Source organism: Nitratiruptor sp. SB155-2 (assembly GCF_000010325.1).
Taxonomy (GTDB): Bacteria; Campylobacterota; Campylobacteria; order Campylobacterales; family Nitratiruptoraceae; genus Nitratiruptor.
This window is the reverse complement of sequence record NC_009662.1, coordinates 797934-811239: the sequence shown is the minus strand read 5'-3', so window position 1 is coordinate 811239 and position 13306 is coordinate 797934. Positions and strand designations below refer to the sequence as shown.

Here is a 13306-nt window from a genome sequence, read left to right as displayed (position 1 = left end):
TTATCCAAAAATTGCTCTATGATCGACCATGGTACATCTGTTTTGTACCACTTTCAACCCAGCCTCTTTCGCCTTCTGGGCTGCTTCATTGTTCACTATCCCCTTTTGCAGCCATACCACTTTCACATCACCTCTTTGAAGTGCTGCATCGACGATAGGAGTAACTGCGGCTGGTTTTCTAAAAACATCGATCATATCGATTGCAAAAGGAACATCTTGTAAAGAACGATATACCTTCTCTCCAAGAATCGTCTCCTCTTTCGGATAGATAGGAACGATTTTGTATCCAACACTTTGAAGATATTTTGCCACTTTGTGACTATCTTTTTCGGGATTTGGTGAGAGTCCGACAATCGCTATAGTTCGGACCTCTTCAAAAATCTGTTTTATCTCTTGAGTATTGGAATTGATGGAAGGAAATTCACAATCCATGGCGATCCTTTCGGTAAAGTTGCCCGATTTTACCAAACTTTACCTTAGGATCGAATAGGATCAGTAGTAATTACATGCCCATAAAGGATAAAAGATTGTATGTCAAAAAGGCCATTATCCAAGCCAAAACATTTGGGTAGATAGTATAAAACGTTCTCCATGCCCATTGGGGCACTTCAGCATAAAATGTACTCATGGCCGCTACACAAGGGCTGTACATCATAATAATTACAATCAATGCGACAGCGGCTTTGAAATCGATGTTTTCTCTCAGTTTTTGGATGAAGGTCGTATTGTTTTCATCTGCTTCACCTACCGCATAGAGTGTCGCGAGTGTCGAAACCACAACCTCTTTGGCTGCCAAACCACTAATTGTCGCAACACTGAGTCTCCAATCAAATCCAAGTGGTGCGAATATAGGTTCAATCGCCTTGCCAAACTGTCCTAGATAGCTATTTTCCAAACTCTTTGAAGCGAGTTCGTTCTGCAATGTAGCCTTTTCTTGTTCACTTTGTGCTTGTTCGATCTTCTGTTCATAGGTCTGTACCAAATGCTGATCTACTGGATAACTGCTTAAAAACCAGATGATCATTGCAGTTCCGGCAATAAAAGTTCCCGCTTTTTTCACAAAAAGTTTCGTTTTGATCCAAAGCTCCATTGCCAAAGCTTTCAGTGATGGGAATCTATAAGGAGGCATCTCCATAACGAAAGGTTCAGGCTCTCCTTTAAACAGGAGTGTACGTAAAATCTTTGCAACAATGAGACCAAAAATTGCACCTAAAATGTAGATGGTAAAAAGCACATTTCCAGCACTGTGGGTCGGGAAAAATGCAGCGATGAAAAGCACATAAACAGGCAATCTTGCACTACAATTCATAAATCCAATGATAAGCATCGTTATGAGTCTATCTTTTGGATTTTTTAATGTCCTAGCTGCCATATAAGCTGGAACACTACATCCAAAACCACTGACTAGCGGTATAAAAGCTTTCCCTTGCAATCCAAACTTTTTCAAAAATCCATCAAGCAAAAAGGCAGCCCTTGACATGTAACCTGTCTGTTCAAGCAGATTGATCCCTAAAAACAGAATCAAGATATTTGGCAAAAACATAATAATCGCACCAACTGCTGGAATAACACCGTCGGTAATAACGGAATTGAGATCCCCCGGCGGTAAAATTCCCTTGAGCCAGTCTGCAAAATTGGTCACTGTTTGATCAATGTAGTCGATCGGTATGGAGCCGATCTCAAAGGTGAGCTGAAAAAGTGCCCACATGAAAAAGAGAAATATTGGCAATCCAAAAACGGGATGGATCAAGAGTTTGTCGATTTTATCTGTAAGCGTCTCTTTTTGCGGAAACTGCATTACCTGCATGACAATACTTTTTGCCAAAGAGTTCCTTTCCTGAGCAAAAAGGTCGCGTACATCATCTACATCAAACTCTATTTCCAACCGCCTCATCGACTCACCAAGCGCTTCATGCAGTTCTAAAAAAATAGGAAGATCATGAATGATCTTGTAAATATCTTCATCTTTTTCCAAGAGTCTGATCGTATAAAATCTCGCTAAATCCGGGGTTTGACAATGAGGAGATTTGAGCAATATTTTAGAGAGTTTTTCAATCTCTTCTTCAATTTTTTCATTGTAATAGATCTTGCAATCGCATCGATTGGATTCAAAAACTTCTATGATCTTTTGCGAAATAGATTCAACACCTCTTTTTTGTTTGGCACTGGTCAGAATGACTGGTATGCCAAGAAGTTTGGAAAGTTTATCCGCATCGATAGAGCCACCCTTCTCTTCAACCTCATCGATCATATTGACAACAAGGATAGTTTTTTTACGCATATCCAGAAGCTGCAGCGTAAAAACAAGGTTTCTTTGCAACACGTTTGCATCGACAACATTGACAATCACATCATATGATTCGTTTAAAAGATATTTTTTCGTAACATGCTCTTCTGGAGTGTAGGCATGCAATGAATAGATTCCCGGCAGATCGACGATATCAATCTCGTAATCATCTTTTTTGATCAAAACCTCTTTCTTTTCCACCGTCACGCCTGCAAAATTTCCTACATGCAATCTGGCATTGGATATGGCATTGATTATAGAAGATTTACCAACGTTAGGTTGACCAACCATAATTGCGCGTATTTTATTCATTTTCCACCTCTATAGCTTTTGCTTCTTCGTCTCTCAAAGCTACTCTTGTACCTTCAACTTCTACTTCCCATGTCTGTTTTTTCAGTGTATGGTCAAGAAGTTTTATACGATTGCCCTTTGTGATACCCATGGCAAAGAGACGTCCTCGTATAGGCTCCTGTGCCGTTACTTTTTTGATAATGCCTTCTTGAGATATTTTCATATCAGTCAATTTCATTTTAAAAACCTTTCCGTATGCGTAATCGAAATATTGTATTGTTATCTGTATCGTTTATGAAAGCAGCCACTGCTTCACACTCGATTTCATAAGGCAGCTGCCAGATACAATATATGTCGTTTTCCTCAATATCATCAATATTGTCTTCAAAATTTGCATGCATAATCCCTATATCTACATTTTCCGTTGTATAAGAGATGCCTGTCATATAACTATCAGGATGTGCCCCTGTCAATGCATCGATCGTCATAAATTCCATCGACGTAAAAAATGGCCCTCCTCCAAAACTCCACATTGAAGCAGTTGTTCCCAACTCTTTATTATAGGCACCATGTAAAGTCCACTCCTTCCAACCCACATCAACAAGGAACCCAAGAGTAGAAGAATCAATCGGACCGACCAAAGCATCTGCACTATCCCAGGCTCTATCCCATTGTATAGCAAGATGGTATTGTATTTTATCTATGGCAAACTCCGTTCCTATTTCACTATAGACGATAGACGCTATATCTTGCATATGATATGTCCATATATCCGCATAATATGTATCAGTTGATAGCGAAAAGCCAATAAAAGCCATATCTTTATCGTTTGCAAGGCCTATAACCTGAGAAAGTGGCTCGAAATTTTCGATTTTTCCTCCATTTTCCCAACCAGCCATTTTCGTAATATAGCCAGCTTGAATTTTGAATGCATCCTTTTTCCACTCTCCTTTGAAACCTTCAAAATAGTTTGGCACCATGCGTATGTCATCACTATCCATATGGGGTGTATCCAGTGAAAATCTTCCATAACAAAGAGAAAAGTTTCGGTATCTATAGTTGATATAAGCTTGCGAGAGAAATGTGAACTGCTTTTGTGAAGAGCCGAAAAATTCACTATTTGGATTATTACCGTTCAAACCCAAATCTTGCAATGTATAAACGGCCAACCCCGCACGAAATCCGTTGTAATATTTCGTATCCAAGTGAAGATGGCCGCCAATCGCAAAAGTCGGATCAAATCCCGTAGCGTCTATATAGCCTGCACGAACCTCTCCATTGATATGATCAAAAGGAGAGTGCTCACCCAATTTCTCTCTCAGTGAGACATCTGCATACAAAGAAGCGATAAACAAGATAGACGCAAAAAACTTTTTCATTCGGTCGTCCTTTATCTATTTGAACAATGCAATGATAAAAGAACGGACCTTAAACTACACTTAATTTTGATAATCATTTTCATGATTACCGAATGGTGGCTGAATAGCTTACACCACTCTATTTTCCATCTCTTTGTAAAAATCCATCAGTTTTTTACGAACATCCGCAATCATTGCAGGTGTCGCTTTTGGAGACTCCAGCCATATTGCTTGGAAATTCTCTTTGGAAGTTGTATAGACACACTCGTTCAAAAAAGCGCTGTACTCTTCTATCGTTTTACAGTAGCGTTCCTCGTTGGTCTCGGTATTGAGACAACGTATCATCCATCCTCCCATCCCATCAGGTACAATCTCCGCTTCCACAATCAAAACATCTTCTGGGTTCACATTTTCCATCACTTTTCCTTTAATTTTGCTATTTGTTGACCAAACCGTACATACTCTCCCGATTGTACCAAAAGCTCACTTCTTTCTTTTTGAAAAAAGAGCAAAACGGTTGAGCCCATTTTAAAATAGCCAAGCAGCTCCCCTTTTTTTAGCCACAGGTCTTCATACTCAAATATCTGTATCTCCCTTGGTTTGTTTGTTTCGACTCTTTTTTCAAAGGTGAGAGTCATCTTGCCAACATTCAAAGCGCCCACCAAAACAATAAAGATTTGTATATCGCTTCTTGTATAGCACTCCAAAACAACACGCTCATTTTCAATAAAAAGATCGATTTTTTTTCGAAGATATCGAAGATTGACAGGGTACAGTTTCCCCGGTATGTGCACAACTCTTTTTATCTGTAAATCATAAGGCATATGGTATCTATGATAATCCCGTGGTGAAAGATAGAGATTGATATAGTTGCCATCCAATATTTTTGTGGTATCGCACTCCTGCAAAAGCTCTTTGACACTATAACTCATACCTTTTATTTGTAACGCTTTGTCTTTTTCGAGCCTACCACATTCGGTAATGAGTGAATCCGTAGGAGAGATAACACCATTTTGGATGGATCTTTTATTTTCAAGTTTTCTCGTAAATAGAGCATTGAGACTTTCATACGACTCTGGAGACCGGAACTCCCTCATATCAAGGCGAAGAAAACGCACATAGGCACGATTGATATATTTTTGGATGACCGGGTGGAATTTGTGGCTGGCAAATTTACCAAAACCCCGTGATACAATGTTCGTAACGACCCTCTTTTTCAATGTGGCCCTTTTTATTTGGAATTTTAACAAAATTCGTATATACTTTGGCAAAATTTACCTACGTAAGGAGTAGTATGATACGCTTTGCTCCAAGCCCTACAGGAGATATGCATATAGGCAATCTTCGTGTTGCCATTTTTAACTATATCGAAGCGAAAAAACGCAATGAACGATTTTTGATACGTATCGAAGATACCGATATCGAAAGAAATATCGAAGGAAAAGATCAAGAGATTTTGCAAATACTTGATACTTTCGGACTTCAGTACGACGATGTGGTTTATCAAAGCAAAAACTTCTCTTTTCATCAAAATTTTGCATATAAACTGCTCAACGAGGGCAAAGCCTTTGCCTGCTTTTGTACTCCACAAGAGCTTGAAAAAGAGAGAGAGCAGGCAAAAAAGGAAAAAAGAGCCTATAGATACAGTGGAAAATGCGAAAATATCACATTGGATGAAGCGAGTCAAAGAGGTGAACCATTTGTTGTGCGTATCAAAAAACCTACCGGTACGATAGAGTTCGATGATATTATCAAAGGGCATTTGGCTTTCGAACCAAATGAAGTGGATAGCTTTGTCATTTTACGAGCAGATGCAAGACCTACATACAATTTTGCTTGCGCTGTAGACGATATGCTGTATGATATCACCCTCGTCATCCGAGGTGAAGATCATGTAAGCAATACGCCAAAGCAGATCCATATACGAAATCTGCTTGGATACGATAAAAAAATAGAATACGCCCATCTGCCCATCATCCTCAATGAAGAGGGAAAGAAGATGAGCAAACGAGACAAAGCATCCAGTGTCAAATGGCTTTTGGAAGAGGGATTTTTACCTGAAGCGATTGCAAACTACCTCATTTTACTCGGGAACAAAACACCAAAAGAGATCTTTACGTTGGATGAAGCGATTGCATGGTTCGATCTGAAAAATATCTCAAAAGCACCGGCGAAATTTGATATCGAGAAACTCCGATTTATCAACAGAGCACATCTCCAGATGATGAGTGAAGAAGAGCTTGAAAAAGCGCTTGGAGTTGATGAGGGTCTTGGAGCTTTGGCGAAAATCTATCTAGAAGAGGCTAGCACATTAAAAGAGCTCAACACTAAAATCGATTTGGTTTTACACGGAAAAAGAGAAAACGAAACATTCCGGGAGGAGATCGAAACATTGCGAAACCTCCTAAAATCCATGGAACTACCTGAAAGTTTTGACGAATTCAAAAAAGAGCTTATGCAAAAGAGTGGCCTCAAAGGGAAGAAGTTTTTCAAACCTTTGCGTATACTCCTTACAGGCTCGGAGCATGGTCCGGAGCTTTCCGAACTCTATCCGGCAATAAAAAACCGTATAAAAGAGGTGATACAATGATCGTAATAGGAACACTGTTACAGGCTTTGGCTCAAATATTGCATATGGTGATCAACATCTATATCTGGGTTGTTATCATTGCTGCACTCATCAGCTGGGTTCGTCCCGATCCATACAACCCAATCGTACAGACACTCTATAGACTCACCGAACCAGTCTATGCATGGATCAGACGGTATATCCCTACTGTCATAGGTGGTATCGATCTGGCTCCGCTTATCGTTATCATAGCACTACAGTTTATCGATCTCTTTTTCGTACGACTGCTTATGCAGATTTCTATGAGGCTTGGGGCTTGAAAAAGCTTCTCTTTTTCTTGCCTTGTTTGCTTTTTTCCAAGGAGATCACACTAGACTATCTCGTTTCCAAGCCCCGATCCATTCCGAAAGATTACTATATCTGGCGCTTTCTTGATCAAAATGTAACTGCCTTGGATGCGCAAAAAGCTTTGGAGCAAGCCAGTTTTGTCAATAGAAAGATCTTTTTCCGGTATGCAAAAAAGATCAAGAATCCTCACATTGAACGAATTGCACAGTGTCTAGCCATGGATGCAAAAAAGCTTTGTAAACAAGAATCCTCCTGTATTGCAGCCTCTATCTCACCCTATAAATTTTTGCAACTACCCAGCGATGAACAAAGAGAGCTTTACAAAAAATTGAAAAAGTTTCCCAAAATAGAAAAAGAGTATCGATTTTTACTCTCAAAACACCCTGTAGCCCTTTCAATGAAAGAACCAAGAAAATATCTTTGGCTGTTCAATCGTTGCGGTTCACGCTACAGAAAAGAGCATTTCAATTTCTGGCTTCCAAAAATTTTTTTACAAAAGCTCTCCTTGGAAAAAGAATTTTCAACATTTATTCGTTTGGCTCTTACAGATGATCTTAAAAATATCGAACTCTCCCTATTAAAACTTTCCCCAAAATATCTCAACGCTTCTGACAGTTTCAAAGTAGCGCTCATCGCACTCAAATATCATCGGAACTCTTTTGCAATTCCTTACCTGCAAAAGGCTCTGAATATGGCCTACTATCAATCTCATAAGGATAGAGCGGCCTATTGGCTCTATAGGATCACAAAAAAAAGAACCTACCTGGATCATCTACTCAACTCCTGGGATCTGAATATCTATACTATTCTTACATATGAGACAACTCACAAGTTGTACAGAGATTTTTGTACCGTCAAAAAATTCGGAACGACATGCGACATAAATACAAGCGATCCTTTTGTCGGATTGCAAGTAGACAAAAGATTAAAAGAAGGCAATCTCACAAAATTGAAAAAGATGTTTCAATGCGACAATACCGATTTCATATATGCAAATATTATCGAAAAGGAGAGGCACTATAAAATCCATCCTTTCGTGATGCCCTATGAAGATCTTTTGCAAAACACAGACACAAATACGAAAGCACTGCTCTATGCTCTCGCAAAACAAGAAAGCAAATTCTATCCAGGAAGCGTCTCCAGGTCTTTTGCTTTGGGGCCGTTGCAGTTTATGCCTTTTTTGGCGAAGGCAACAGCCAAAAAACTGCAGATAAAAAATTTCGACCTTGATATGATGTTTGATGAAAAAGTTGCCGTGCCTTTCGCACTTGACCATATTCGCTACTTGCAAAGATGGCTCGAGAGGAATCCATTACTCATTGCATATGCTTACAATGGAGGATATGGATACACAAAAAGAAAGATATTTCCACTTTTTCGAAAATATGACGCAATGCTGGCAATGGAACTAGTGAGTTATGAAGAGACCAAAGAGTATGGGAAAAAAGTATTAGCGAACTACTACGTCTATCGATATTTGCTGCACAAACCGACTACTGTTCTATCGGCTTTAAAAAAAGCAGCACTTTTTGTCCGTAATCATCAAAAGAGATAGTAAATTTCAGTTGGCTCTGTTTCTGTTTTGGGAAACGAACCAAATAATACCTATACCACTGCTGAGTGAAAGGCATCTGTTTTACTAAAATATCCTCTTTTTTCAATTCTCGTATCTGTACAGGGGGTTTCCCGTTAAGGGTTATCTTGACTCCCGGATGGTGTAGTCCAGCTTTCTCAGCCTCTTCAAAATCGTTGTCTATGAATGTACGGACAAAGAAATATTCTCCATCTCCTTTTTTCTCCAAAGGATTGAGATATGTTGCGATAAAAAGAGCTTTCTCTTCCAATGAAATATCAAAAGTCGTTTTTTTCGTATATCGTAATGCTTCGGTATATTGTGTATCTTTTGAGATGATAGAAGGCAGTGTATTACCACAGCCAATAAATGATAGCATAACTACAAATCCAAAAATCAGCTTTTTGATTTTCATGAAAACCTCTTTTTTCTTTCAATTATATCTTAGCTTAACTTTTCATTGGATAAAATATCAACAAAAAAAGGTAGTGTATTGAGGGTAGCAGTCGCCTTTACAGGTCCTTCCAATAGCGGTAAAACAACCATAATAGAAAAAGTGGCACAAAAGCTGATCAATACATATAAAGTGGCCATTGTCAAAAACGATCCAAAGGACAAAGCGCAGTTCGATACAGAAGGTAAAGATAGCTACCGTTTTTTTCAAACTGGTGCAGAGGTCGTGGTAACATCTCCAACGAGAACAACCTACTTTTCCCACAGACGAAAAAGTATCGATGAAATCATAGATATGATTCATGACTTCGATATTTTACTTGTGGAAGGACTCAAATATCTCCCCCTTCCTAGAATAGGTGTTTTTCGGGGAGAGCTCGATCCATCCTATTTCGGCTTTATTAAAGCGGTTGCAATAGACCATACCATTGACAAATCCCAAGTCCCTGAACATTTGGATATTTTGGATCTCAATGATACAGATCAGATCATACAGTGGATTTTTAAAAACGCACAAGAGGTATAGTATGACAGAAATCATCGAAGCGATAAAAGAGAGTGCAAAACGGATCGCCAAAACGATCCAAACAACAGACTTCGGATATAGTGACAGTGCAAACGAGTCCGGTGACCAACAGCTCAAACTGGATGTCCAAAGCGATCTTATCATTGAAGAGGAGCTGAGCAAGACAAGTTCGGTTCGGGTACTTGCAAGTGAAGAAAAAAGCGAACCTATAACTATCAATGAACGCGGAAAATATCTCGTAGGGTACGACCCCCTCGACGGCAGCAGTCTTGTGGATGTCAACCTGAGTGTAGGATCAATTTTTGGAATCTATGAAAACGATTTTCATGGAAACAGTTTGAAAGCAGCCGTATACGTTGTATATGGTCCAAGGGTGGAGATGGTTATATCCACAATCAAAGCGGAACGATTTATTTTGCAAAACGGGAAATTTCTTTTCATGGAAGAGCTACAACTTGGTGAAAAAGGAAAGCTGAATGCTCCAGGTGGCACCCAACAATACTGGTATCCACATCACAAAGCACTTGTAGAAGATCTCTTTTCCCAAGGATATCGCCTCCGATATTCAGGAGGAATGGTTCCAGACCTGCATCAGATTTTAGTGAAAAAAGGAGGGCTTTTTAGCTATCCTGGAACAAAGGACAAACCGCGAGGGAAACTGAGAAAAGTATTTGAAGTGTTCCCTTTCGCACATGTTTATGAAAAGGCTGGCGGTGAAGCGATCAATGATGAGGGAAATCGCCTGCTAGACCTCAAAGCTGAAGAGATCCATGATACGACCCCCTGCTTTTTCGGTTCGCTATATGAAATCAATAAAGTAAGAGAATTTTATGGAAAATAGAGAGTTAGACCGATACGAATTGGCTTTACAAGAAGCTATGAAAGAGCTCAAAAAGTGCCATAAGGAAAAAAAACTCTCAAGCTGTCTCGCATGTAAAGAGATTATCGGTTGCACTATACGCAACAGATATGTCCAGGCGGTCTATGAAAGTATGAATAAAGGAAAAGGCGGAGGATTTGAATTTTAAGGAGAGTCAATGAAAAAACGCTATATTACTACACCGATCTATTATGTCAATGATGTGCCGCATATCGGCCATGCCTATACGACGATCATTGCAGATAGCGCGGCAAGATATTTTCGTCTCAACGGATATGACACCTTTTTTCTCACGGGAACCGACGAACATGGACAAAAGATAGAAGAAGCCGCAAAAAAAAGGGGGAAGACACCACAAGAGTATGCCGATGAAATCAGCGCCAAATTCAAAGCGTTGTGGGATGAGTTTGAAATCAGTTACGATAAATTTATACGAACGACAAACCCAGAACATATCATAGGTGTCCAAAAAGCTTTTGAAAAGATGTATGAAAAAGGTGATATCTACAAAGGTGAATACGAGGGGCACTACTGTATCAGCTGTGAAGCGTTCTTTCCCGAATCACAGCTTATCGATGAAGAGTTTTGTCCCGATTGCGGGAAGCAAACGAGCATCGTCAAAGAAGAGAGCTACTTTTTCAAACTCTCTAAATATCAAGATAAGCTGTTGGAACTCTATCGAACCAACGATGCTTTTGTCCTCCCTAAAAACAAGAAGAACGAAGTGATCCGCTTTGTTGAAAGTGGCTTGCAGGATCTCTCCATCACCCGTACCAGTTTTGACTGGGGAATTAAACTCCCAAAATCGATCAACGATCCAAAACATGTCATGTATGTATGGCTTGATGCACTCTTGAATTATATTACAGCCCTGGGATACGGGAGCGATGAGAAACTGATGTACTACTGGCCAGCAGATTTCCATCTTGTCGGAAAAGATATTCTTCGCTTTCATGCGGTGTATTGGCCAGCCTTTTTAATGAGTCTTGATCTACCGCAACCACATCACATCGCAACTCATGGGTGGTGGACGAGAAATGGCGAAAAAATGAGCAAGTCCAAAGGCAACGTCATCGACCCTAAAAAAGTGGCCGATGCCTATGGGCTTGAGAATTTTCGATATTTTTTACTTCGTGAAGTCCCCTTTGGACAAGATGGAGATTTTAGCCAAAAAGCGTTGATTGACAGAATCAATAACGATCTAGGAAACGATCTTGGCAATCTCCTTAATCGAATCATCGGAATGAGTGGAAAATATTTCGATTTCACTGTTGACAGTAAAGATGTCCAGAAGTTCCACCAAAAAGAGTTGCAAGAGATCCAATCCATCATAGCGAACCTGGATTCGCTTGTCGATGAGATGAAATGGAATAGATATCTTGAAGAGATCTGGAAGATGCTCCATATTGCCAATAAAGCGATCGATACCTATGCTCCATGGGCTAAAATGAAAGAGGGCAAAGCAGATGAAGCGATGGCGCTCGTTGCACTTGTCAGCAATATCCTTGCAAAAGTGGCGCTTCTTTTGCATCCAGTTATGCCAAAAACGACTCAAAAGATTGCCGAAGCACTTGGTTTTACAATTGATCAATCGAGCTTTGACACATTTATCCATCAATCCAATCTTCTTGATACATTCACTATCCAAAAAATCCCTCCTCTCTTTCCAAAGATCGAAGAGCCTTTGATGAAAGAGGAGAAAAAAGAAAAAGCTCCTCAAAAGAGTGAGGAATATATCACAATAGAGGACTTTTTCAAAGTTTCCATCAAAGTAGGTACTATCATTGAAGCTGAAGATCTACCAAAAAGCAAAAAGCTTCTTAAACTCCTCGTCGATCTTGGTGAAGAGAGACCAAGACAGATTATTGCAGGTATCAAAGAGTACTATACTCCTCAAGAGTTGGTAGGGAAACAGGTATGTGTAGTAGCCAATCTCAAACCGGCAAAACTTATGGGTCACATAAGCGAAGGAATGATATTGGCCGCAAAAGATGAAAGTGGTTTGACTCTTGTAGCACCAAACGCTCCCAAAAAAGAGGGAACACCTGTGAAATGAGGCTGCAAAGCATCCTCAGCCTCACTGGTGGAAAACTTCTCAATTCGCCTTCCATAGCGAAGTTCTACTCGATATCTACCTCTTTGGAAGAGTTAAAAAGAGGTGATCTTTTTGTAGCCTTTTCAAAGAAAGATGTTGATGATGCGATTCAAAAAGGAGCATACGGCATTTTACACGAAGGGCCTATACAAATAAGCGATAGTGAAACGGCTTGGATACGAGTAGATAATTTGGATGACACTATGATCAAACTTGTTCGCTTTTTCATGATACAAAAAAGCGTTGATCTCTTATCCTGTGACGAGATATCCTTTGAACTTGCAAATATCATCATCCAAGACAAAGATGCAATCATCACCAAAAATTTTCGTACACTTTTACGAGATATTCAAAACGAAAAAGTCAAAATTGTACTACTTCCCGAAAATTTAGCCAAAAAACTTGCTTTGGATATGATCAAAATCGCAAAGAATGAAGACTTCAAAATTGTTCAGGAGTATCTTTTTGAGACCAGTTTTATTTTTGAAAACAGATTTTATGAAAGAGTTCGGATCTCTCCGTTTTTTCAAAAAGAGTTGGAGTTCATCCTCTCTGTGGCAGCAGAGTACCTTCTCAATGTCGACTTTTCAAAAACTGAGCAATTTCAAAGATGCAGACCCTATTTTGTTAATCACACATTCCAAGAGGTGGAGTTTGGAAAAAGTGAACGTGTTATAGTACATGAAACTTCTTGTACTGTCGCATCGGCTTTTTGGGATTATCTACAAAAAAAAGCTCCATGGAGTACAAAACTGTTCCTTTGCCAAAAAAACATTGAACCATGCAAACATGTCAATTCATTTGATGAAGCAAAAAAGATTTTGTATAATTGCTTCTATCATATCGCACTTGTTCAAGCCGAAGAATTCGAAATCGACAGACTACATCGCAGTCCTCGAGCTGCAACACTTTTTTAAGGAGTATTT

At 39.5% G+C, this 13306-nt stretch carries 15 protein-coding genes; 8 read left to right on the top strand and 7 right to left on the bottom strand.

The window, feature by feature from the left end; all coding sequences use genetic code 11:
• From NIS_RS04400 to NIS_RS04375, 6 genes are all read right to left on the bottom strand, one after another.
• Complete coding sequence (locus NIS_RS04400) at positions 1 to 432, bottom strand: CoA-binding protein (RefSeq protein ID WP_012082182.1); 432 nt, start codon at positions 430 to 432, stop codon at positions 1 to 3.
• 70 nt (positions 433 to 502) lie between these two features.
• On the bottom strand, positions 503 to 2599 hold the full coding sequence (gene feoB / locus NIS_RS04395; RefSeq protein ID WP_012082181.1) for a ferrous iron transport protein B: 2097 nt from the start codon (positions 2597 to 2599) through the stop codon (positions 503 to 505).
• Entirely contained in the window at positions 2592 to 2816 is a 225-nt protein-coding gene (locus NIS_RS04390) for a FeoA family protein (RefSeq protein WP_012082180.1), read from the bottom strand. The genes feoB and NIS_RS04390 overlap by 8 nt, the downstream gene beginning before the upstream one ends.
• Position 2817: 1 nt before the next feature.
• A complete protein-coding gene (locus NIS_RS04385; protein ID WP_012082179.1) occupies positions 2818 to 3957 on the bottom strand; it encodes an OprD family outer membrane porin in 1140 nt (379 codons plus the stop codon).
• A 108-nt stretch (positions 3958 to 4065) separates the two neighbouring features.
• The gene (locus NIS_RS04380; RefSeq protein WP_012082178.1) at positions 4066 to 4353 is read right to left on the bottom strand and encodes a hypothetical protein; all 288 of its coding nucleotides are present in this window, start codon (positions 4351 to 4353) and stop codon (positions 4066 to 4068) included.
• Positions 4353 to 5156, bottom strand: coding sequence for a phosphatidylserine decarboxylase (locus NIS_RS04375; RefSeq protein WP_012082177.1), 804 nt, complete (start codon positions 5154 to 5156; stop codon positions 4353 to 4355). The genes NIS_RS04380 and NIS_RS04375 overlap by 1 nt, the downstream gene beginning before the upstream one ends.
• A gap of 74 nt (positions 5157 to 5230) precedes the next feature.
• Here NIS_RS04375 and gltX point away from each other — a divergent pair, with 74 nt between their 5' ends.
• The 3 genes from gltX to NIS_RS04360 are packed head-to-tail and all read left to right on the top strand — an operon-like array spanning position 5231 to position 8408.
• Complete coding sequence (gltX, locus tag NIS_RS04370; protein ID WP_012082176.1) at positions 5231 to 6526, top strand: glutamate--tRNA ligase; 1296 nt, start codon at positions 5231 to 5233, stop codon at positions 6524 to 6526.
• Complete coding sequence (locus NIS_RS04365; protein WP_012082175.1) at positions 6523 to 6825, top strand: YggT family protein; 303 nt, start codon at positions 6523 to 6525, stop codon at positions 6823 to 6825. The genes gltX and NIS_RS04365 overlap by 4 nt, the downstream gene beginning before the upstream one ends.
• Entirely contained in the window at positions 6822 to 8408 is a 1587-nt protein-coding gene (locus NIS_RS04360; RefSeq protein WP_012082174.1) for a transglycosylase SLT domain-containing protein, read from the top strand. Before NIS_RS04365 ends, NIS_RS04360 begins: the two co-directional genes overlap by 4 nt.
• Here the strand turns inward: NIS_RS04360 and NIS_RS04355 are convergent.
• Complete coding sequence (locus NIS_RS04355; protein WP_012082173.1) at positions 8347 to 8841, bottom strand: hypothetical protein; 495 nt, start codon at positions 8839 to 8841, stop codon at positions 8347 to 8349. The two genes, NIS_RS04360 and NIS_RS04355, sit on opposite strands and share 62 nt — an antisense overlap.
• A 78-nt stretch (positions 8842 to 8919) precedes the next feature.
• On the opposite strand from NIS_RS04355, the gene mobB reads away from it, so the two are divergent.
• The 5 genes from mobB to NIS_RS04330 are packed head-to-tail and all read left to right on the top strand — an operon-like array spanning position 8920 to position 13297.
• Positions 8920 to 9405, top strand: a complete 486-nt coding sequence (gene mobB / locus NIS_RS04350; protein ID WP_012082172.1) for a molybdopterin-guanine dinucleotide biosynthesis protein B — start codon at positions 8920 to 8922, stop codon at positions 9403 to 9405.
• A gap of 1 nt (position 9406) precedes the next feature.
• A complete protein-coding gene (locus NIS_RS04345) occupies positions 9407 to 10246 on the top strand; it encodes a class 1 fructose-bisphosphatase (protein WP_012082171.1) in 840 nt (279 codons plus the stop codon).
• On the top strand, positions 10236 to 10433 hold the full coding sequence (locus tag NIS_RS04340; RefSeq protein ID WP_012082170.1) for a hypothetical protein: 198 nt from the start codon (positions 10236 to 10238) through the stop codon (positions 10431 to 10433). The genes NIS_RS04345 and NIS_RS04340 overlap by 11 nt, the downstream gene beginning before the upstream one ends.
• A gap of 9 nt (positions 10434 to 10442) precedes the next feature.
• Complete coding sequence (gene metG, locus NIS_RS04335) at positions 10443 to 12341, top strand: methionine--tRNA ligase (protein WP_012082169.1); 1899 nt, start codon at positions 10443 to 10445, stop codon at positions 12339 to 12341.
• On the top strand, positions 12338 to 13297 hold the full coding sequence (locus tag NIS_RS04330; protein ID WP_012082168.1) for a hypothetical protein: 960 nt from the start codon (positions 12338 to 12340) through the stop codon (positions 13295 to 13297). Before metG ends, NIS_RS04330 begins: the two co-directional genes overlap by 4 nt.
• Positions 13298 to 13306: the final 9 nt, after the last annotated feature.

Coding starts and splice junctions, on each gene's coding strand:
- NIS_RS04400 (WP_012082182.1), bottom strand. CDS start 432: ATGGATTGTGAATTTCCTTCCATCAATTCCAATACTCAAGAGATAAAA.
- feoB (WP_012082181.1), bottom strand. CDS start 2,599: ATGAATAAAATACGCGCAATTATGGTTGGTCAACCTAACGTTGGTAAA.
- NIS_RS04390 (WP_012082180.1), bottom strand. CDS start 2,816: ATGAAATTGACTGATATGAAAATATCTCAAGAAGGCATTATCAAAAAA.
- NIS_RS04385 (WP_012082179.1), bottom strand. CDS start 3,957: ATGAAAAAGTTTTTTGCGTCTATCTTGTTTATCGCTTCTTTGTATGCA.
- NIS_RS04380 (WP_012082178.1), bottom strand. CDS start 4,353: ATGGAAAATGTGAACCCAGAAGATGTTTTGATTGTGGAAGCGGAGATT.
- gltX (WP_012082176.1), top strand. CDS start 5,231: ATGATACGCTTTGCTCCAAGCCCTACAGGAGATATGCATATAGGCAAT.
- NIS_RS04365 (WP_012082175.1), top strand. CDS start 6,523: ATGATCGTAATAGGAACACTGTTACAGGCTTTGGCTCAAATATTGCAT.
- NIS_RS04355 (WP_012082173.1), bottom strand. CDS start 8,841: ATGAAAATCAAAAAGCTGATTTTTGGATTTGTAGTTATGCTATCATTT.
- NIS_RS04345 (WP_012082171.1), top strand. CDS start 9,407: ATGACAGAAATCATCGAAGCGATAAAAGAGAGTGCAAAACGGATCGCC.
- NIS_RS04340 (WP_012082170.1), top strand. CDS start 10,236: ATGGAAAATAGAGAGTTAGACCGATACGAATTGGCTTTACAAGAAGCT.
- metG (WP_012082169.1), top strand. CDS start 10,443: ATGAAAAAACGCTATATTACTACACCGATCTATTATGTCAATGATGTG.
- NIS_RS04330 (WP_012082168.1), top strand. CDS start 12,338: ATGAGGCTGCAAAGCATCCTCAGCCTCACTGGTGGAAAACTTCTCAAT.